The sequence below is a fragment of the Streptomyces sp. NBC_00878 genome, from assembly GCF_026341515.1.
Taxonomy (GTDB): Bacteria; Actinomycetota; Actinomycetes; order Streptomycetales; family Streptomycetaceae; genus Streptomyces.
The window spans coordinates 1,796,918-1,817,048 of record NZ_JAPEOK010000001.1 but is presented as its reverse complement, the minus strand read 5'-3'; the positions used below and the strand labels follow the sequence as shown (position 1 = coordinate 1,817,048).

Genomic DNA, 20,131 nt, shown 5'->3' with positions numbered 1-20,131 from the left:
GGCGTGACCAAGTCGCTGACCTGCGATGTTGTCGTTGTTGGAGCCGGGATGGTCGGGGCCGCTAGTGCTCTGTACGCGGTTCGGGCAGGGCTGAGTGTCGTTCTGGTGGACCGGGGGCCGGTGGCCGGGGGTACTACCGGCGCGGGTGAAGGCAATCTGCTCGTCTCGGACAAGGAACCCGGGCCCGAACTCGAACTTGCTCTGCTCTCCGGGCGGTTGTGGGCCGATCTGGCTGCCGAAACCGGAGTGGCCGCGGCCGTCGAGTACGAGGTCAAGGGCGGGCTCGTCGTGGCGTCCGCGCCGGAGGGGCTCGCGGCTCTGGAGGGCCTCGCCGCCGGGCAGCGCTCCGCCGGAGTGGCGGCCGTGTCCGTCGCCGCCGGTGAACTCCATGATCTGGAGCCCTACTTGGCGAAGGGGCTCGCGGGCGGCGTCCGCTATCCGCAGGACGCCCAGGTGATGCCGACGCTGGCCGCCGCCCATCTCGTACGGCTCGCCCGTGCGGCCGGTGCCTCCCTGCGGACCGGCTGGACGGTCACGGAGGTGCTGCGCACGGCGGCGGGGGCGGTGCGTGGAGTCCGCACCTCGCACGGAGACGTCCACGCGCCCGCCGTCGTCAACGCCGCCGGGACCTGGGGCGGGGAGGTGGCCACGCTGGCCGGGGTGTCCCTGCCCGTGCTGCCCAGGCGCGGCTTCGTCCTCGTCACCGAGCCGCTGCCCCGCCGGGTGCGGCACAAGGTGTACGCCGCCGACTACGTGGCCGACGTGGCCAGCGACTCGGCCGCGCTGCAGACCTCCCCCGTGGTCGAGGGCACGGCGGCGGGACCGGTACTGATCGGGGCGAGCCGGGAACGGGTCGGCTTCGACCGCTCCTTCTCCCTGCCCGTCGCCCGGGCGCTCGCGGCGGGGGCCACTCGGCTGTTCCCCTTCCTGGCGGGGGTCAAGGCCATGCGCGCCTACCTCGGCTTCCGTCCGTACCTGCCCGACCACCTGCCCGCCATCGGGCCGGACGCGCGCGTGCCCGGGCTCTTCCACGCGTGCGGGCACGAGGGCGCGGGCATCGGACTCGCCACCGGGACGGGCCACTTGATCGCGCAGGTGCTGGCGGCGAAGGCCCCCGACCTGGACCTCGCGCCATTCCGCCCCGACCGCTTTCCGGATCCCGTGACCGAGGAGGCTCCATGACGCCCCGCACTCCGCTCGACCTGGTCGACGCCCGGCGCGGCCCCGCCTTCACCGTCACCTTCGACGGCCGGGAGATCACCGTCCTGCCCGGTCAGACGATCGCCGCCGCACTCTGGTCGGCGGGCATCACGTCCTGGCGTACGACCCGGGGGAGCGGTGAGCCGCGCGGTGTCTTCTGTGGCATCGGGGTGTGCTTCGACTGTCTGGTGAGCGTCAACGGGCGGGTGAACCAACGGGCTTGTCTGGTACCCGCCGAGGCCGGGGACGTGATCCGCACGCAGAAAGGGACCGGTCACCATGACTGACCGAACGGACGGCCGACCCCACCTCGCCGTGATCGGCGCGGGTCCCGCCGGGCTCACGGCCGCCCTCGCCGCTGCCGCGCGCGGTGTGCGGGTGACCCTCGTCGACTCCGCCGCCCAGGCCGGTGGGCAGTTCTACCGCCAGACCGCCCCGGGGCTCGGAGCCCGACGCCCCCAGGCCCTGCACCACCAGTGGCGTACCTGGGAACGGCTCCGTGACGGACTCGCGGGGCATGTCGCCGCGGGTCGGGTTACGAGTCTGACGGATCATCATGTGTGGTTCGTGGAGCGGCAGTCCGGCACCACCGGCGGAGCCCCCGCTTCCTTCACCGTCCACGCTCTGCTCGGACCCGAGCAGGAGGAGCCCGTCACCGTCCACGCCGACGCCGTGCTGCTCGCCACCGGTGGGTACGAGAAGGTCCTCCCCTTTCCCGGCTGGACCCTTCCCGGAGTGGTGACCGCGGGTGGGGCGCAGGCCATGCTCAAGGGCGGGCTCGTGCTGCCGGGGCGTACCGCCGTGGTGGCCGGGACCGGGCCGTTGCTGCTGCCCGTGGCCGTCGGGCTCGCCTCGGCCGGGGCGAAGGTCGCGGCCCTCGTGGAGTCCGCCGACCCCAGGGCCTTCGTCCGGCATGCCCGCGTGCTCGCCGCCCATCCCGCGAAACTCGCCGAAGGTGCCTGGTACGCGGCCGAGTTGGCGCGGTACCGAGTCCGGACCCGGGTTCGTCACACGGTCGTCGCCGCACACGGCACCGGTCGGCTCGAAGCCGTGACCGTCGCCGCCCTCGACGGGGACGGACGGGTCCGGCCGGGAACCGAACGGCGCATCCCCTGCGACACCCTCGCCGTCGGTCACGGCATGCTCCCGCACACCGATCTCGCGGAAGCGCTCGGTTGCCGTCTCGACGGCGTTGACGTCGCCGTGGACGACGAACAGCGCACCGACGTGCCCGGCGTCTGGGCCGCCGGTGAGACCACGGGAATCGGCGGCGCGGCCCTCGCGGGTGCCGAGGGCGGGATCGCCGGGGTTTCGATCGCGGCTCGGCTCAACTCCCGTATTCCTGACAGGAGTTCTTACGCCTCTGCTGCCAAGGCGCGTGCTGGGATGCGGGAGTTCTTCGCCGCCGTCGATACCGTCTGTGTCCCGCCCGCTCGTTGGGCCGAGCACGTCACCGACGACACCGTCGTGTGCCGGTGCGAGGAGGTGACCGCCTCCGCGGTCCGGGAGGCCGTCGACGAGCTCGGCGCCGGGGACGTACGCACCGTGAAACTGCTGACCCGGGCCGGGATGGGCTGGTGCCAGGGGCGGATGTGCGGTCCGGCGGTGGCGGGGCTCGCGCGCTGTCCGGAGACACCCTCTCGACGGCCGTTCGCGCGGCCGGTGCCCCTCGGGGTGCTCGCGCGTGAGCCTGGTGAACCTCATGACACGTCACCCTCTACCACTGGATGGGACCCCTCATGACTGACAACAACGTCACCGACAGCGACGTCACCGACCATCGGCCCTGGCGCGGCGTCCTCGTCGCCACCGCCCTCCCGTTGAACGACGATCTCTCCGTCAACTACGCCGCGTACGCCGACCATTGCGCCTGGCTCGTCGAGAACGGCTGTGACGGGGTCGTACCGAACGGCTCGCTCGGCGAGTACCAGGTGCTCACCCCGGAGGAGCGGGCCAAGGTCGTCGAGACCGCGGTGGCCGCGATCGGCGGGCAGCGCGTGATGCCCGGAGTCGCCGCGTACGGCTCCGCCGAGGCACGTCGCTGGGCCGAGCAGGCACGCGACGCGGGCTGCGCCTCCGTGATGCTGCTGCCCCCGAACGCCTACCGCGCCGACGAGCGCTCGGTCCTCGCCCACTACGCGGAGGTCGCCGAGGCGGGCGTGCCGATCGTGGCGTACAACAACCCCATCGACACCAAGGTCGACCTCGTGCCCGAACTGCTCGCGAAGCTGCACGGCGAGGGGCACATCCAGGGGGTCAAGGAGTTCTCCGGTGACGTGCGCCGTGCCTATCGCATCGCCGAACTCGCCCCGGAACTCGACCTGTTGATCGGCGCCGACGATGTGCTGCTTGAGCTGGCTGTCGCGGGAGCCAAGGGCTGGGTGGCCGGTTACCCGAACGCGTTGCCCGCCGCGTCCGTCGCGCTGTACCGCGCCGCCGTCGCGGGCGACCTGGACACCGCGGGCAAGCTCTACCGCCAGCTGCATCCGCTGCTGCGCTGGGACTCGCAGACCGAGTTCGTACAGGCCATCAAGTTGTCGATGGACATCGTGGGGCGGCACGGCGGTCCCGTACGGGCGCCGCGCGTGCCGCTTCTTCCCGAGCAGGAGCAGGCCGTGCGCGAGGCCACCGAGCGGGCCGTCGCCGCAGGGCTCGCCTGAGTCCGTCCCACCGCATCGGCGAAACACCGGCGGTACACCGGCGATCGCGAACTCGCGGGAGACCTCACCCCTCAGGGAGACCCATGCGCAGCAAACTCGTCCTGCACGCCGTCGACTCGCACACCGAGGGCATGCCGACCCGCGTGATCACCGGAGGCATCGGCACGGTCCCGGGCTCGACCATGAACGAGCGGCGGCTGTACTTCCGTGAACACCGCGACGACATCAAGCAGTTGCTGATGAACGAGCCGCGCGGGCACGCGGCGATGAGCGGCGCCATCCTCCAGCCGCCGACCCGTCCCGACTGCGACTACGGCGTCATCTACATCGAGGTGTCGGGCTATCTCCCGATGTGCGGGCACGGGACCATCGGGGTCGCGACCGTCCTCGTGGAGACCGGCATGGTCGAGGTCGTCGAGCCGGTGACCACGATCCGCCTCGACACCCCGGCCGGGCTCGTCGTCGCCGAGGTGGCGGTGGAGGACGGCGCCGCCAGGGCGGTCACGCTCAAGAACGTGCCGTCCTTCTCCGTCGCCCTCGACCGCAAGATCCGGCTCGCCGACGGGCGGACGGTGACCTACGACCTGGCGTACGGCGGCAACTTCTACGCGATCCTGCCGCTCGACCAGTTCGGGCTGCCCTTCGACCGGGCCCGCAAGGACGACATTCTCGCGGCCGGGCTCTCGCTGATGGACGCCGTCAACGCCGAGGGGGAGCCCGTTCATCCCGAGGACCCGTCCATCCGGGGTTGTCATCATGTGCAGCTCACCGCCCCGGGCTCGACTGCCCGGCATTCGCGGCACGCCATGGCCATCCACCCCGGCTGGTTCGACCGCTCGCCCTGCGGTACGGGCACCTCCGCACGCATGGCGCAGCTGCACGCGCGCGGCGAACTCCCCCTGAACACCGAGTTCGTGAACGAGTCCTTCATCGGAACCCACTTCACCGGCCGGCTCCTCGGCACCACCGAGGTCGCCGGGATCCCGGCGGTCCTGCCGAGCTTCACCGGGCGCGCCTGGGTGACCGGCACCGCCCAGTATCTGCTCGACCCCAGCGACCCGTTCCCGGCGGGCTTCGTCCTCTGAGGCCCACGATCACGACCACGACCACGAACACGAACACGACAAGGAAATCCCGGATGCCCGTCCAGCGCGCCACCGCCCCCGTCCTGCCCACGCTGGGCGGCAAGAAGCCCAGTTACCGCGAGCGTGTCGCGGACGCGCTGCGGGCCGCCCTCATCGCCGGGGAACTGCGGCCGGGCGAGGTGTACTCCGCGCCGGCCCTCGCCGCCCGCTTCGGTGTCTCCGCCACACCCGTCCGCGAGGCCATGCTCGACCTCGCCAAGGAGGGCCTGGTCGACACCGTGCCGAACAAGGGCTTCCGGGTCACCGCCGTGTCCGAGAAGCAGCTCGACGAGTACACGCACATCCGCTCGCTCATCGAGATCCCCACGACGGTGTCCCTCGCCGTCGGCGCCGACCCGGCCGCGCTGGAGGCACTGCGTCCGGCCGCGGAGGAGAGCGTCACGGCCGCCGCGACCGGTGACCTCATCGCACATGTCGAGGCGGACATGCGCTTCCACCTCGGACTCCTGGCCCTCGCGGGCAACGACCACCTGGTCGACGTGGTCCGCGACCTCCGCAAGCGCTCCCGCCTCTACGGCCTGCACGCACTGGTCGAGGCGGGCCGCCTGGAGGCGTCCGCGGCGGAGCACCTGGACATCCTCGACGCGCTCATCGCCCGCGACGAAGAAGCCGTACGGGCCGTCATGACCCGTCACCTCGGACACGTACGGGGGCTGTGGGCGGCCGAGTGAAGGCTTCGATGGTTCGTCCGGCTGAGTGGCCTCCCCTGTGGGGCTCCTCCCGACTGCGATACAACTGGAGCATGGTAAAGATCCTCATCAGCGCCGACATGGAGGGCGCCACCGGGGTGACCTGGCCGGCCGACGTGCTGCCGGGCACACCGCAGTGGGAGCGGTGCCGGTCGATGTTCACCTCGGACGTGAACGCGGCTGTCCTCGGCTTCCTCGACGGCGGCGCCGACGAGGTCCTCATCAACGAGGCCCACTGGACCATGCGCAACCTGCTCCTGGAGCAGCTGGACGAACGGGCGCAGATGCTCACCGGGCGGCACAAGTCGCTGTCCATGGTGGAGGGCGTGCAGCACGGCGACATCGACGGCATCGCGTTCGTCGGCTACCACGCGGGAGCGGGCATGGAGGGCGTCCTCGCCCACACCTACCTCGCCAACTCGATCACCGGCGTCTGGATCAACGACGTACGCGCCAGCGAGGGCCTGCTCAACGCGCATGTCGTAGCCGAGTACGGCGTCCCCGTCGTCCTCGTCACCGGCGACGACGTGGCCTGTGAGGATGCGCTCGGCTACGCCCCAGAGGCGCTGAAGGTCGCCGTCAAGGACCATGTCTCGCGGTACGCGGCCGTGTGCCGCACACCGGCGCGTACGGCGTCGGACATCCGGGCCGCCGCCAAGGAGGCCACGCGGCTCGCGGTGCGGCACGAGCCCGTGGACGGCGGCCCGTTCACCGTGGCCCTGGAGTTCGACGCCGAACACCTCGCGATGGCGGGCACCGTCGTCCCGGGCGTCGAGCGCGCCGGAGAGCGGAAGGTCGCGTACACCAGCCCGACCATGTACGAGGGGATTCGTACCTTCAAGGCGGTCACCACGATCGTCTCGGCCGCCGTGGAGGAGAGCTATGGCTGACCGGAGCACGGACGACGACCGGACGGCCAAGGATCAGGTGGCCAAGGACCAGGCCGCCAAGAAGGGGACGGCCAAGGATCAGGCGGTGCGGGAAGGGACGGTCGACGGGCAGGCCCTCGACGAGGTCGTCCGGTTCACCTCCGACCTCATCCGGATAGACACGACCAACCGCGGCGGCGGGGACTGCCAGGAGCGGCCGGCCGCCGAGTACGCGGCCGCGCTGCTCGCCGAGGCGGGCCTGGAGCCGACGCTCCTGGAGCGCACGAAGGGGCGGGCGAACGTCGTCGCGCGCCTGGAGGGCACCGACCCGTCCGCCGACGCGCTGCTCGTCCACGGTCACCTGGACGTCGTACCGGCGCAGGCGGAGGACTGGAGCGTGCACCCGTTCTCCGGGGAGGTCCGCGACGGGGTCGTCTGGGGCCGGGGCGCGGTCGACATGAAGAACATGGACGCGATGATCCTCGCGGTCGTACGGCAGTGGGCACGCGCGGGCGTGCGCTCCCGGCGCGACCTCGTGATCGCCTTCACCGCCGACGAGGAGGCGAGTGCCGAGGACGGCTCGGGCTTCCTCGCCGACGAGCACCCGGGGCTCTTCGAGGGGTGCACCGAGGGCATCAGCGAGTCCGGGGCCTTCACCTTCCACGACGGCTCCGGCCGCGAGCTGTATCCCGTCGCGGCGGGCGAGCGCGGCACCGGCTGGCTGAAGCTCACCGCACACGGCCGGGCCGGCCACGGCTCCAAGGTGAACCGGGAGAACGCGGTGACCCGTCTCGCCGCCGCCATCGCGCGGATCGGCGCCCACGAGTGGCCCGTACGGATCACCCCGACGGTCCGCGCCGCGCTCACCGAAATGGCCGCGGTGTACGGCATCGAGCCCGATTTCGACGACATCGACGCCCTGCTGCACAAGCTCGGGCCTGCCGCCTCGCTCGTCGAGGCCACCGTGCGCAACAGCGCCAACCCCACCATGCTGAACGCCGGTTACAAGGTGAACGTCATTCCGGGGGAGGCCGTCGCGTACGTCGACGGACGCTATCTGCCCGGCACCGAGGACGAGTTCCGCGTGACCCTTGACCAGCTCACCGGGCCGGACGTGGAGTGGGAGTTCCACCACCGTGAGGTGGCCCTCCAGGCGCCGGTGGACTCGACGACGTACGCCAACATGCGTGCCGCCGTTGAGGAGTTCGCGCCCGGCGGGCATGTCGTGCCGTACTGCATGTCCGGCGGCACGGACGCCAAGCAGTTCTCGCGCCTCGGCATCACCGGATACGGGTTCGCGCCGCTGAAGCTCCCGCCGGGCTTCGACTACCAGGCCCTCTTCCACGGTGTCGACGAGCGCGTGCCCGTCGAGGCGCTGCACTTCGGCGTCCGGGTACTCGACCGCTTTCTGCGCACGGCCTAGGGAAAAATGGGGGACATCGTGCAGACCCTGGCCTACGGTTCCTGGCCCTCGCCCATCGACGCGTCGCTCGCCGCCGCGCACGACGGCCACCCCGACTTCGTCGGCTTCGTCGGCGACGAGGTCTGGTGGACCGAGCCCCGGCCCGCCGAGGGTGGCCGCCGCACCCTGGTGCGCCGTCGCGCCGACGGCACCGAGGAGTCGGTGCTGCCCGCCCCGTGGAACGTGCGCAGCCGCGTCATGGAGTACGGCGGACAGCCCTGGACCGGGGTGGTCGGCGACGACGGCCCGCTGGTGGTCTTCGTCGACTTTGCCGACCAGCGGCTGTACGCGTACGAGCCCGGCGACCCGGACAAGGGGCCGCGCCCCCTGACGCCCGTGTCGCCGGTGGGCGGCGGACTGCGCTGGGTGGACCCGCGGTTGCGCGTCGAACTCGGCGAAGTCTGGTGCGTACTGGAGGAGTTCACCGGCGACGGGCCGACCGACGTGCGCCGGGTCGTCGCCGCGGTGCCGCTGGACGGCTCGGCCGCGCAGGACCAGGACGCGGTACGTGAACTCACCGACGGGCAGCACCGGTTCGTCACCGGGCCGCGTGTCTCGCCGGACGGGCGGCGCGCGGCCTGGCTGGTCTGGGACCATCCGCGGATGCCGTGGGACGGGACCGAACTGATGGTGGCCGACGTCGGCCCCGACGGGACGCTGCGGCAGGCCCGGAAGGCCGCCGGCGGCCCGGACGAGTCGATCGCCCAGGCCGACTGGTCCGCCGACGGCACCCTGCTCTACGCGAGCGACCGCACCGGCTGGTGGAACCTCTACCGCGACGACCGCGATGACCGGGACAGTGGCGACGGCCGAGACGACGGCCGAGACGACGACCGCGATGGCCGAGACGTTCGCGGCGGCAAGGCCCTCTGTACGCGCGAGGAGGAGTTCGGCGGGCCGCTGTGGAAGGTCGGGCTGCGCTGGTTCGCGCCGCTGGAGAGCGGGCTGATCGCCGTCGTGCACGGGCGGGGCGCGGGCGCGCTCGGCATCCTCGACCCGGAGACCGGCGAGGTCGTCGACGCGGCCGGACCCTGGACGGAGTACGCGGCCACGCTCGCCACCGACGGCAGCCGGGTCGCGGCCGTCGCGGCCAGCCCGCGCAGCGCCTACGAGGTCGTCGAACTGGACGCCCGCACGGGCCGGGCGCGGGTCGTCGGCGCCCCGCACGACGACCCGGTCGACCCCGCGTACTACCCGGAACCGCAGATCCGTACGTTCAGCGGGCCCGCCGGGCGTGAGATCCACGCGCACATCTACCCGCCGCACCACCCCGGCCAGGTCGCCCCCGGCGACGAACTCCCGCCGTACGTCCTCTGGGCGCACGGCGGCCCCACCGCCCGCTCCCCGCTCGTCCTCGACCTGCAGATCGCGTACTTCACCTCGCGCGGCATCGGAGTCGCCGAGGTCAACTACGGCGGATCCACCGGGTACGGCCGCGAGTACCGCAACCGGCTGCGCGAGCAGTGGGGTGTCGTGGACGTCGAGGACTGCGCGGCCGTCGCGCTCGCCCTCGCCGAGGAGGGCACCGCCGACCGCGGCCGGCTCGCCATCCGCGGCGGCAGCGCGGGCGGCTGGACCACGGCCGCGTCCCTGGTGAGCACCGATGTGTACGCCTGCGGGACAATCCTCTACCCCGTCCTCGACCTGGTGGGCTGGGGTGAGAGCGAGACCCACGACTTCGAGTCCCAGTACCTGGAGACGCTCGTCGGACCGCTCGCCGAGGTCCCCGGCCGGTACGCCGAGCGCTCGCCCACCGAGCACGCCGACCGCGTCACCGCGCCCTTCCTGCTCCTCCAGGGCCTCGACGACGCCGTCTGCCCGCCCACGCAGTGCGAGCGGTTCCTGGCCAGGCTGGCGGAGCGGGCCCGGCCGCTGCCGCACGCGTACATCGCCTTCGAGGGCGAGGGGCACGGCTTCCGGCGGGCCGACACGATGGTGCGGGCCCTGGAGTCCGAACTCTCCCTGTACGCCCAGGTGTTCGGCCTGAATCCGCCCGGCATCCCCACCCTGGAGCTCGCCAAGTGAAGGAACTCGCACGACCCCGGCGGCTGACTCCCGGCGCCCGTGTCGTCGTCGTCGCGCCGAGCGGCCCGGTGCCCGAGGAGCGGCTCCAGTCAGGCCTCGACATCCTGCGCGGCTGGGACCTGGAGCCGGTCGTGGCGCCCCATGTCCTCGACCGGCACGGGACGTTCGCCTACCTGGCGGGCACCGACGCAGACCGGGCCGCCGACCTCCAGTCCGCCTGGTGCGACCCGACCGTGGACGCCGTGCTGTGCGCCCGCGGCGGCTACGGCGTGCAGCGCATGGTCGAACTGCTCGACTGGGACGCTCTGCGGGCCGCGGGACCCAAGGTGCTCCTCGGCTTCAGCGACATCACGGCGCTGCACGAGGCCTTCGCGACCCGGCTGGGGCTCGTGACGCTGCACGGGCCGATGGCCGCGGGCATCGACTTCATCAAGAACGCGCGGGCCCAGGAGCACCTGCGGGCGACCCTCTTCGAGCCCGAGTCGGTACGGACCCTCACCTCGGCCGGGCGCGCGCTGGTGCCGGGGCGGGCCAGGGGCGTCCTCCTCGGCGGCTGCCTGAGCCTGCTCGCCGCCGACCTCGGCACACCCCACGCGCGGCCCTCGGCACGCGGCGGCCTCCTCTGCCTGGAGGACGTGGGCGAGGAGACGTACCGCCTGGACCGCTACCTCACGCAGCTCCTGCGCGCCGGGTGGCTCGACGGCGTCACCGGGGTCCTGCTCGGCTCCTGGGAGCGGTGCGACCCGTACGACCGGATCAGGGCGCTCGTCCTCGACCGGCTCGGCGGGCTCGGCGTGCCGATCGCCGAGGAGTTCGGCTTCGGCCACTGTGAGGGGGCACTGACGCTGCCGTTCGGGGTGCCGGGGGAACTGGACGCCGGGGCGGGGACGCTGACGCTGGACGTGCCGGCGTTGGTCTGACGCCTGAGGGGTTCTTCCGGGGTCGCTTCGTCCACCCCCTCCCTCACCCGGAGGAACCCCTCACCGCGCGCTCCCCGCACTCCCGAGCCCATGCTGATCGCATGAGCCCGAAGATCTCGGAGAGCAGTGGTGGCGGCGGCAAGGCCGGCGGCCGGAACCTGATGACGCCCGGGCGGGTGTCGGTCATCGCCCTGGCCGTGCTGGGGCTGGTCTTCATCTTCGAGAACACCCGCGCCACCAAGATCCGCCTCCTGATCCCCGAGGTCACCATGCCCCTGTGGATGGCCCTGCTCGCCACGGCGGTGATCGGCTCGCTGTGCGGGGCGTATTTCATTAGGCGCCGAAGCTGAGCGGCCGGGGCGCCCCTTGAGGGGGCGCGCCCCCTCAAGGGGCGCGGGGCTGTATCGATATGCGGCTCCGCCGCGTGGGCGCGCTCAGCCCCCACCGGACCCGCGGACACATCACCACGCTCCCAGCGGAGCGCTACCGTGGCGGGATGCATGGCTCCACCGAATACCTCGCCGAAGGCTCCCGCGTGGGTGTACGCCACTACACCCACGAGGACTGCGCCGAGTTCGTCGCCCGGGTGCGCGAGAGCAAGGGGCTGCACCAGCCCTGGCTGTTCCCGCCGGTCAGCGCTGTCGCCTACGCCTCGTACGCGGGACGGCTGACCGAGGATCCGACGAAGGCCGGGTTCCTCGTCTGCGAGAAGGACGGCGGGGGGATCGCCGGGTTCATCAACATCAACAACATCGTGGAGGGCGCCTTCCAGTGCGGGGCGCTCGGGTACGGGGCCTTCGCGCACGCGGCCGGACGCGGGCTGATGGGGGAGGGGCTCGACCTGGTGGTGCGGTACGCGTTCGGCAGGCTCGGACTGCACCGGCTGGAGATCAACGTCCAGCCGGACAACGCCGCCTCGATCGCCCTGGCCCGCCACTGCGGCTTCCGTCTCGAAGGCTTCTCGCCGGAGTTCCTCTTCATCGACGGGGCCTGGCGGGACCACGAACGCTGGGCCATCACCGCCGATATGATTCGAACGTGAGTCCCATGCGGAACCTCGTCGTCCTGGACGCCCCGTCGAACCTGGGCCTTCGCCCGCCGGCCCCGGGCACCGTCCCCGGCTGCTACAAGCTCGCGGGCGCTCTGCGCGAGCAGCGGATCTGCGGGACGAGGACGTCCGGTTCTTCGGCATCCGCGACGCCTTCGAGGAGGACCGGGCCGAACTCGCCGCGCTGAAGATCCCCACGGTGACCGTCGGCGAGGTGCGCGAGTGGGGCGCCGACGCCCTGGCGCGGGCCACCGCCCAGGCCTTCGACGTGCCGGAACTGGACGGCTTCTGGGTCCACCTCGACGCCGACGTGCTCGACCCGACCGTGATGCCCGCCGTCGACAGCCCCGACCCCGGCGGACTGCTGCCCGACGAACTGACCGCGCTGCTGCGGCCGTTGGTGAACTCCCCGCACTGCGTGGGCTTCACCGTCACCATCTACGACCCCGACCCCGACCCCGACCTGGACCCGGACGGGAGCGCGGGCGCCCTGCTCGCCGACATCGTCGTCGCGGCCTTTGCGCAATCCTGACCGGGAGTGCCCCTGGTCGGCTCGCCGTCCACCCTGTTCCATGGTCGACGTGACGACCATCCGACGTGACGTACTGACGCTTCCGGTCGCGGAGTTGGGCCCCAGCAACCCACTCCCTCCACTGCGTCCGCTCGACGAGACACACCACGTGGACGAGCGGGAACGCGAGGGCCTGCCCCGCGACATGGCCCGCCAGATCGGCTACGAGCCGCTGCGCAGCCTCCTGCCCGAGCGCGTCCGGGACGGATACGGGAGAACGCGAGCTCCGCGTGAGGTCGAGGCGCTCGTCATCCAGAACGACCGGCTGCGCGCGACCGTGCTGCCCGGCTACGGCGGCCGTGTCGTCTCCCTCTTCCACAAGCCGTCCGACCGCGAACTCCTCTATCGCAACCCGGTGTTGCAGCCCGCCGACTTCGCGCTCAACGGCGCCTGGTTCTCCGGCGGCATCGAATGGAACATCGGCGCCACCGGCCACTCGACCCTCGCCTGCGCACCCCTGCACGCGGCCCGCGTCACCGCGCCCGACGGCGGCGAGATGCTGCGCCTGTGGGAGTGGGAACGGCTGCGCGACCTGCCGTTCCAGGTCGACCTGTGGCTGCCGGAGGGCTCCGACTTCCTGTACGTCGGCGTACGCGTCCGCAATCCGCACGAGAAGGCCGCGCCGCTGTACTGGTGGTCCAACACCGCCGTCCCCGAGGAACGCCGGGTCCTCGTACCCGCCGAGGAGGCCTGGCACTTCGGCTACGAGCGACGGCTGCGCCGGGTGCCGGTTCCGGCGTACGCGGGTGTCGACCGGACGTATCCGCCGCGCGGCGAGTACCCGGCCGACTACTTCTACGAGGTGCCCGATGGGCAGCGGCGCTGGATCGCCGCCCTGGACGAGACCGGGCAGGGGCTCGTGCAGACGTCCACCGACGTGCTCCGCGGACGCAAGCTCTTCGTGTGGGGGTCCGGTACCGGCGGGCGGCGCTGGCAGGAGTGGCTCACCGAGCCCGGCACCGGCGGCTACTGCGAGATCCAGGCCGGGCTCGCCCGCACCCAGTTGGAACACGGCCGCCTCGAAGCGGAGAGCGAGGTGGCGTGGCTGGAGGCGTACGGCCCGCTGACGGCCGACGCCGAGACCGTGCACGGCACCGACTGGGCCGCAGCGCGTTCCGGTGTCGCCGACCGGCTCCAACAGGTGCTGCCGCGCGGGGAGTTCGAGACCGCGTACGAGAACTGGCGGGCGTCCGCCGACACCGAACCCGGTGAGGTCCTCGCCGTCGGATCGGGCTGGGGCGCGCTCGAAGTCCTGTGCGGTGCACTGAAGTTGCCCGGTACGCCCTTCGAGGAGGCCACGCTCGGGGACGCGCAGGCACCCTGGGCTGAGTTGCTCCGGTCCGGGGCCTTCCCGGAGCCGCGCCGGGTGGCACCGCCCGGGGAGACGCTCGTCGCCCGGCACTGGCGGGACATGCTGGAGACGGCGCCCGCGAAGCCGCTCGCCGAGTACCACCTGGGGGTCGCCCAGTGGCACTCCGGTGACCGGGCGCAGGCCGTACGCAGCTGGGAGCGGGCGCTTGAACTCGCCCCGTCCCTCTGGCCGTTGCTGCGCTGTCTCGCCGTCGCCGACCAGGAGGCGGGCAACCGGGAGCGGGCCGCCGACCGGTACGCGGACGCCTTCGACGACCTGTGCCGGGAGCGGCGCGACGACGGGGAGGCCTGGACGGCCGCCACGGCCGCGCTCGGGCGGGAGACGATCGCCGCGCTCCTCGCGGTGCGGCGCACGGCGGACGCGCGCTCCGTGTGGGAGCGGCTGCGCCCGGTGACCCTCCCCCACTGCCTTAAGGGCGTGGGAGGTACCCCCATTCGCGGCCGGTTCAAGCTGATCGAGGCGGAGTTGCTGCTCGCCGAGGGTGACAAGGACGCGGCACGGGCCGTCTTCGACGCGGGCTTCGAGGTGGCCGACCTGCGTGAAGGAGCCGAGGCGATCGGGCTGCTCTGGTCCCGGATCACCGACGAACCGCTGCCCGAGCGCTACGACTTCCGGATGCGACCGCCCGGCGCCGACAGCGCGGGGTGACTTGGGCGTGGGCGCCGGGTGGCCTACTCGGCCGCGCGGCGGTCCACGTACTCGTACACGTAGCCGTCCGGGTGCATCGCGATCAGGTTGCGGCCGACGGGGGTTGCCACCGGGCCCGCCAGGACGCGGGCTCCCGAGTCGGTGAGGACCCGGTGGGCTTCGTCGACGTCCTTCACGGCGATGGTCGCCGAGACCTTGCGGAGCACCTCCAGCTCCGACTCCGGTCCGCTCATCAGCAAGAAGCAGCCGACGGCGGCGACGGAGACGCCGCCTCGCTCGAAGCGGAGCGCCGGTCCGCCCGCCAGCTTCTCGTAGAAGGGGACCGCAGTCTCCAGGTCGTCGACGCAGATGCGCAGCGTGGCTCCCAGAATGTCCATGCGGACGAGCCTAGTGGGTGTGAGCGGGGTGCCCCGGGGAGGCGTAGCACCGGCCCCGCCGACCCGCGGAGGCGTACCCAACCGGTGCGCCTCCGTCGCGGGGGATGCGGTGACGGGCCGCGCCCCGGACAATTGGGGAGGAGACGCCGGTCCGGGCACGGATCACCCGGCCGCGGAACCGCGCGGCCGGAACCGCGCCCGACCGGTCCCCGTGACCACCGACCACTGGCCCGCCGAGTGGTCGCCCGGTGCGAAACGTCGTCGGTGGGGACACCGACGTTTGGGCGTCCCGGCCAGGGGGACGCGGAAAGCCCCCGAACGATCGACTCCGCCGGAGGCGCTCGCCCCGGGCAGGCGGGCGCGGCCCCTGGCAGCCCGACGCCTCGCGGCCCTGCCGCAGCCCCGTGGAAGGAGAGTCATGAACACCCGTCAACTCACCGAACTGGGGCAGCAGTTGCGTGTGGACAGTGTGCGGGCCGCCGCCGCGGCGGGATCCGGGCACCCCACGTCCTCGATGTCCGCCGCCGACCTCCTGGCGGTCCTGTTCGCCCACCATCTGCGCTACGACTTCGACCGTCCCGCCCACCCCGGCAACGACCGCTTCATCCTCTCCAAGGGCCACGCCTCACCGCTGCTGTACGCCGCGTACAAGGCGGCCGGGGCGCTCAACGACACCGAGCTGATGACGTTCCGCAAGCTCGGCAGCCGCCTCGAAGGGCACCCGACACCGCGCCGGCTGCCGTGGGTGGAGACGGCTACCGGGTCGCTCGGGCAGGGGCTCCCCGTCGGCGTGGGCATCGCGCTGTCCGGCAAGCGGCTCGACCGGGTCGGCTATCGCGTGTGGGTGCTGTGCGGCGACAGCGAGCTGGCCGAGGGGTCCGTGTGGGAGGCGGCCGAGCACGCCGGATACGAGCACCTCGACAACCTCACCGCGATCGTGGACGTCAACCGGCTCGGCCAGCGCGGCCCCACCCGGCACGGCCACGACCTCGACGCGTACGCCCGCCGCTTCCATGCCTTCGGCTGGCACACCATCGAGGTCGACGGCCATGACGTGGACGCGATCGACCGCGCGTACGGCGAGGCGGCCTCCACCGTCGGACAGCCCACCGCGATCCTCGCCCGCACCCTCAAGGGCAAGGGCGTCGCATCCGTCCAGGACCGCGAGGGCCTGCACGGCAAGCCGCTGCCCGACGCCGACGAGGCCATCGAGGAACTCGGCGGGGTGCGCGACCTCCGCGTCGAGGTCCAGCCGCCGCCCCCTGCCCGGATGCTGCACGCCGTACGCGCCGGACACCTGGAACTGCCGCGCTACGAGACCGGCGACTCGGTCGCCACCCGTGACGCGTACGGGCAGGCACTCGCCGCGCTCGGCACCGCGCGCGGGGACGTCGTCGCTCTCGACGGCGAGGTGAGCGACTCGACGCGCGCCGAGTTCTTCGCGAAGGAGCACCCCGACCGGTTCTTCGAGTGCTACATCGCCGAACAGCAGCTCGTCGCGGCGGCGGTGGGGCTCGCCGCGCGCGGCTGGGTGCCGTACGTGTCGACCTTCGCCGCGTTCCTCACGCGCGCCCACGACTTCGTCCGGATGGCGTCCGTCAGCGGGGCCGGTATCAACCTCGTCGGCTCTCACGCGGGTGTCGCGATCGGCCAGGACGGGCCCTCGCAGATGGGTCTTGAGGACCTGGCGATGTTCCGGGCGGTGCACGGCTCGACCGTGCTGTATCCGTGCGACGCCAACCAGACGGCCAAGCTCGTCGCCACGATGGCGGGCTGCGAGGGCGTCCGCTATCTGCGGACCTCGCGTGGCGAGATGCCGGTCCTGTACGGCCCGAACGAGGAGTTCCCGGTCGGCGGCAGCAAGGTGCTGCGGGTCTCCCCGCAGGACCGGCTGACCGTCGTCGCCGCCGGAGTGAGCGTGCACGAGGCGCTGAAGGCCGCGGACGCGCTGGCCGCCGACGGCATCTCCGTGCAGGTCATCGACCTGTACTCGGTCAAGCCCGTCGACCGGCTCGCCCTGCGCGAGGCCGCCGAGCACACCGGCTGCCTGCTGACCGTGGAGGACCACCACGAGGAGGGCGGCCTCGGCGACGCGGTCCTCGACGCCTTCATCGACGGCCGCCCCACGCCCCGCCTGGTCCGCCTCGCCGTGCGTACGATGCCCGGCTCGGCCACGCCCGACGAGCAGTTGCACGCCGTCGGCATCGACGCCGAGTCGATCGCGGCCTCGGCGAAGCTGCTGGTGGAACACGCGGTCGTGCGCTGACCCGCGCCGCACCGCAGGCCCGGAAGGAGTGACCATGGCCGGTACACGGTCCGTGCGGGCCGGTCGGCGCGCGGTCGAGGTGCACCGGCCGGAGACGGGCTCGGCGGGCCCCGGTTCACGCAGAAGGTTTCCCGGAGCGCGGAAATCAGACCGGTTTCCGGCAGAGAATTTCCCCGTGCAGGACCGAGAACCACCCGTCCTCCTGCCGCCCCCACGCCCGCCACGCCTCCGAGACCGCGTCCAACTGCTCCGCCGTCGCGTGACCGCCCTCCGTGGCGCGGTCCGCGTACGCGGAGGCGACCGTACGGTCCGCCCACAGGCCGCTCCACCAGGCGCGTTCGTCGGCGGTGGCGTAGCACCAGGTGCTCGACGAGGCGGTGACGTCGGTGAAACCGGCCGTCAGCGCCCAGGACTTGAGACGCCGCCCGGCGTCCGGCTCACCGCCGTTCGCGCGGGCCACGCGCCGGTAGAGGTCCAGCCAGTCGTCCATGCCCGGCGATGGCGGGTACCAGGTCATCGCCGCGTAGTCCCCGTCGCGGACGGCCACGAAGCCGCCCGGCTTCGTGACCCGGTACATCTCGCGCAGCGCCTGCACCGGGTCGCCCACGTGCTGGAGCACCTGGTGCGCGTGGACGATGCAGAAGGTGTCGTCCGGGTACTCCAGCGCGTGGACGTCCGCGACCGCGAACTCGACGTTCTCCAGGCCGCGTTCGGCCGCCGTGGACCGGGCCTGGTCCAGGATGCCGGGTGCGTGGTCGACGGCGGTGACGTGTCCGTCCGGGACCAGTTCCGCCAGGTCGGCGGTGATGGTCCCGGGCCCGCATCCGATGTCCAGGATCTTCATGTGCGGCTTCAGCGAGGGCAGGAGGTAGGCCGCCGAGTTGGCGGCCGTGCGCCAGGTGTGCGAGCGCAGCACGGACTCGTGGTGGCCGTGCGTGTAGACGGCGGTCTCCTTCGACATGGCGTCCCCATCCCTTCGTAACCTCGACTCGTGACCCTCGACCGGGCCGGGCCTGCGGAGCCGCTCCGCGAGCGATACCTGTCACCGTACGCCGCCATGCCGAATGATGAGACCCGCGTCTTGCCATGTGGACTGACGAGTGAATGGCGGTGGGTGATCAGGGGTGGGCGATCAGTGGTGCCGCAGCGGCCGGTACACCGTCAGGGCCTCGGGCAGCTTTCGCAGTGTCACCTCGCCGTCCACCGTGGTGACTTCACCGTCGTACGCCAGCGGGGTGCCGGGCTCGACGCCGTCCACGCGGAGTGCGCCGACCTGGACCGCGGCGTGCACCGGGGAGCGGGTCAGCGGACCGGCGACGGCCGCGGCGAAGAGGCGTACGGCCGGGAAGCGGCCCCCGTGCACCACCCGGACGTCCAGGCGGCCGTCCGCGAGGTCGTAGCGGCGGGCGGGCACCGGGCCCATCCGGTGGTACATGCCGTTGCCGGCGAACAGGAGCCACAACGGGCGCTCCTCACCGCTGAGTTCGGCCCGCAGGGGGTGCCGGTCGGCGCGCAGCACGCGCAGGGTCGCGACCACGCCCGCGGGCCAGCCGCCGATCCGCTTCGACCAGCGGTCCCGCTCACGCACCAGCTCCGGATAGACGCCCAGACTGCACGTGTTGAGGAAGCAGCCCTCGGTGTCGCCGGAGGAGAAACTGCCCACGTCGACGCGTACGGCATCGCCCGCCCGCAGGGCCCGGCTCAGGTCGCGTACGTCCTCCACGCCCAGGTCCTGCGCGAAGTGGTTGAGCGTGCCGCCGGGCAGCACGGCGAGCGGGAGGCGGTGCCGCAGCGCCACCGTGGCGGCCGCGTTCACCGTGCCGTCGCCGCCGCAGACGCCCAGTACCTCGGCGCGGGCCGCCGCCTTCTCCAACTCGGCCCGCAGATCGGCCGGTTCGCACTCCACGAGCTCGGCGTGCGGCAGGGCGTCACCGAGGGCGCGGACACGGTCCGAGCTGCCCGCGGCCTTGTTGACCACCATGACCAGGCCCTCCCCGTCCGGCAGCGCCGGCGCGTCCGCGCGCGGCCGGCCGGGCGGCGGCAGCTGGTCGCGGGTCGGCACGAGGCCGCGTACGGCGAAGGCGGCGCCCGCGCCGAACGCCGCCCCCACGAGCACGTCGCTCGGGAAGTGCGCCCCCGTGTAGATCCGGGAGAGCGCCACCGCCGCGGCCACCGGGGCCACCACCGCGCCCAGGGGGCGGGACTCCAGCGCGACGCCCGTCGCGAAGGCCGCCGCCGACGCGGAGTGCCCCGACGGGAACGACGTGGTGATCGGCTGCCGCTTCAGCTGCCGGACCAGTGGCACCGAGTCCAGCAGGGGGCGCTGGCGGCGCACCGAACGTTTGCCGAGGGTGTTGATGGTGGCCGAGGCCAGCGCCAGCGAGGCGACACCGCGGACGGCCGCGCGACGGGCCCGCGGCGAGCGCGTGGCCGCGAACGCCGCCGCCGCGCCGAACCACAGCAGGCCGTGGTTCGCACTGCGGCTCAGCTTCGGCAACAGCGGGTCGGCGCCCGGCCAGTGCCGGGCCGCCACGGCCTCGAAGATGCGGTAGTCGAGCGCCAGCAGCCGGTCGCGCAGGGCGTGGCCGGGTTCGGTGACGGTGAGGTCCAGGTCTGCGGTCATGCACCATCGTGTACCCGGGCGGGCCCGGATCGCGCATTCGGGCTGCCGCCGGCTGCTAGCGCGAGGCGTCTGCCGTCGGCCGCTTGTGCGCTGCGGCTACCGCAGACGGCTCGTACGACGCGGCTGCCGCAGACCGCTCGTACGACGTGGCGGCCGCTGGCTGCTTGTGCGCTGCGGGCTGCCAGTGGACGTCGGCCGCTCGTAGGCCGCGGCGGCCGCTGGCCGTCGGCCGCTTGTGCGACGCGGCCTTGCCCGG

17 protein-coding genes and 1 pseudogene are annotated in these 20,131 nt (G+C 72.7%); 15 read left to right on the top strand and 3 right to left on the bottom strand.

All coding sequences use genetic code 11. From position 1 onward, the window contains the following. Nucleotides 1-3 precede the first annotated feature (3 nt). The 14 genes and pseudogenes from OHA11_RS07405 to OHA11_RS07340 all read left to right on the top strand — a co-directional run bounded on the left by OHA11_RS07405 (nucleotide 4) and on the right by OHA11_RS07340 (nucleotide 14,609). The gene (locus OHA11_RS07405; protein WP_266493210.1) at nucleotides 4-1,182 is read left to right on the top strand and encodes an FAD-binding oxidoreductase; all 1,179 of its coding nucleotides are present in this window, start codon (nucleotides 4-6) and stop codon (nucleotides 1,180-1,182) included. Continuing rightward, the gene (locus OHA11_RS07400) at nucleotides 1,179-1,487 is read left to right on the top strand and encodes a (2Fe-2S)-binding protein (RefSeq protein WP_266493209.1); all 309 of its coding nucleotides are present in this window, start codon (nucleotides 1,179-1,181) and stop codon (nucleotides 1,485-1,487) included. The genes OHA11_RS07405 and OHA11_RS07400 overlap by 4 nt, the downstream gene beginning before the upstream one ends. Then, nucleotides 1,480-2,943, top strand: coding sequence for an NAD(P)/FAD-dependent oxidoreductase (locus OHA11_RS07395; RefSeq protein WP_266493206.1), 1,464 nt, complete (start codon nucleotides 1,480-1,482; stop codon nucleotides 2,941-2,943). The genes OHA11_RS07400 and OHA11_RS07395 overlap by 8 nt, the downstream gene beginning before the upstream one ends. Then, complete coding sequence (locus OHA11_RS07390) at nucleotides 2,940-3,860, top strand: dihydrodipicolinate synthase family protein (RefSeq protein ID WP_266493200.1); 921 nt, start codon at nucleotides 2,940-2,942, stop codon at nucleotides 3,858-3,860. Before OHA11_RS07395 ends, OHA11_RS07390 begins: the two co-directional genes overlap by 4 nt. A gap of 83 nt (nucleotides 3,861-3,943) precedes the next feature. Next, complete coding sequence (locus tag OHA11_RS07385; RefSeq protein ID WP_266493194.1) at nucleotides 3,944-4,945, top strand: proline racemase family protein; 1,002 nt, start codon at nucleotides 3,944-3,946, stop codon at nucleotides 4,943-4,945. Nucleotides 4,946-4,998: 53 nt separating this feature from the next. Beyond that, nucleotides 4,999-5,676, top strand: a complete 678-nt coding sequence (locus tag OHA11_RS07380) for a GntR family transcriptional regulator (protein WP_266493192.1) — start codon at nucleotides 4,999-5,001, stop codon at nucleotides 5,674-5,676. Nucleotides 5,677-5,747: 71 nt separating this feature from the next. Beyond that, the gene (locus OHA11_RS07375; RefSeq protein ID WP_266493190.1) at nucleotides 5,748-6,584 is read left to right on the top strand and encodes a M55 family metallopeptidase; all 837 of its coding nucleotides are present in this window, start codon (nucleotides 5,748-5,750) and stop codon (nucleotides 6,582-6,584) included. Continuing rightward, nucleotides 6,577-7,986, top strand: coding sequence for a M20/M25/M40 family metallo-hydrolase (locus tag OHA11_RS07370; RefSeq protein WP_266493188.1), 1,410 nt, complete (start codon nucleotides 6,577-6,579; stop codon nucleotides 7,984-7,986). Before OHA11_RS07375 ends, OHA11_RS07370 begins: the two co-directional genes overlap by 8 nt. A 6-nt stretch (nucleotides 7,987-7,992) precedes the next feature. Then, nucleotides 7,993-10,050 (top strand): prolyl oligopeptidase family serine peptidase, encoded by a 2,058-nt coding sequence (locus OHA11_RS07365; RefSeq protein WP_266493186.1) that lies wholly within the window; start codon nucleotides 7,993-7,995, stop codon nucleotides 10,048-10,050. Beyond that, nucleotides 10,047-10,970 (top strand): LD-carboxypeptidase, encoded by a 924-nt coding sequence (locus OHA11_RS07360; RefSeq protein ID WP_266493184.1) that lies wholly within the window; start codon nucleotides 10,047-10,049, stop codon nucleotides 10,968-10,970. The genes OHA11_RS07365 and OHA11_RS07360 overlap by 4 nt, the downstream gene beginning before the upstream one ends. Before the next feature lie 101 nt (nucleotides 10,971-11,071). After that, the gene (locus OHA11_RS07355) at nucleotides 11,072-11,320 is read left to right on the top strand and encodes a DUF1049 domain-containing protein (protein WP_266493183.1); all 249 of its coding nucleotides are present in this window, start codon (nucleotides 11,072-11,074) and stop codon (nucleotides 11,318-11,320) included. Between the two features lie 146 nt (nucleotides 11,321-11,466). Next, nucleotides 11,467-12,012 (top strand): GNAT family N-acetyltransferase, encoded by a 546-nt coding sequence (locus tag OHA11_RS07350; protein WP_266493182.1) that lies wholly within the window; start codon nucleotides 11,467-11,469, stop codon nucleotides 12,010-12,012. A 5-nt stretch (nucleotides 12,013-12,017) separates the two neighbouring features. Further along, a pseudogene (locus OHA11_RS07345) lies at nucleotides 12,018-12,550 on the top strand (arginase family protein). A 40-nt stretch (nucleotides 12,551-12,590) separates the two neighbouring features. Beyond that, nucleotides 12,591-14,609 (top strand): DUF5107 domain-containing protein, encoded by a 2,019-nt coding sequence (locus OHA11_RS07340; protein ID WP_266493180.1) that lies wholly within the window; start codon nucleotides 12,591-12,593, stop codon nucleotides 14,607-14,609. Nucleotides 14,610-14,632: 23 nt separating this feature from the next. Here OHA11_RS07340 and OHA11_RS07335 read toward each other — a convergent pair whose 3' ends face one another. After that, complete coding sequence (locus OHA11_RS07335; RefSeq protein WP_266493178.1) at nucleotides 14,633-14,986, bottom strand: VOC family protein; 354 nt, start codon at nucleotides 14,984-14,986, stop codon at nucleotides 14,633-14,635. Between the two features lie 418 nt (nucleotides 14,987-15,404). Here OHA11_RS07335 and OHA11_RS07330 point away from each other — a divergent pair, with 418 nt between their 5' ends. Continuing rightward, on the top strand, nucleotides 15,405-17,252 hold the full coding sequence (locus tag OHA11_RS07330; protein ID WP_266493176.1) for a transketolase: 1,848 nt from the start codon (nucleotides 15,405-15,407) through the stop codon (nucleotides 17,250-17,252). Nucleotides 17,253-17,397: 145 nt separating this feature from the next. Here OHA11_RS07330 and OHA11_RS07325 read toward each other — a convergent pair whose 3' ends face one another. Together OHA11_RS07325 and OHA11_RS07320 are read right to left on the bottom strand one after the other, a co-directional pair. After that, nucleotides 17,398-18,213: a class I SAM-dependent methyltransferase gene (locus OHA11_RS07325; RefSeq protein ID WP_266493174.1), complete on the bottom strand. Its 816-nt coding sequence runs from the start codon at nucleotides 18,211-18,213 to the stop codon at nucleotides 17,398-17,400. A gap of 171 nt (nucleotides 18,214-18,384) precedes the next feature. Beyond that, complete coding sequence (locus OHA11_RS07320) at nucleotides 18,385-19,875, bottom strand: bifunctional phosphatase PAP2/diacylglycerol kinase family protein (RefSeq protein ID WP_266493172.1); 1,491 nt, start codon at nucleotides 19,873-19,875, stop codon at nucleotides 18,385-18,387. Nucleotides 19,876-20,131: the final 256 nt, after the last annotated feature.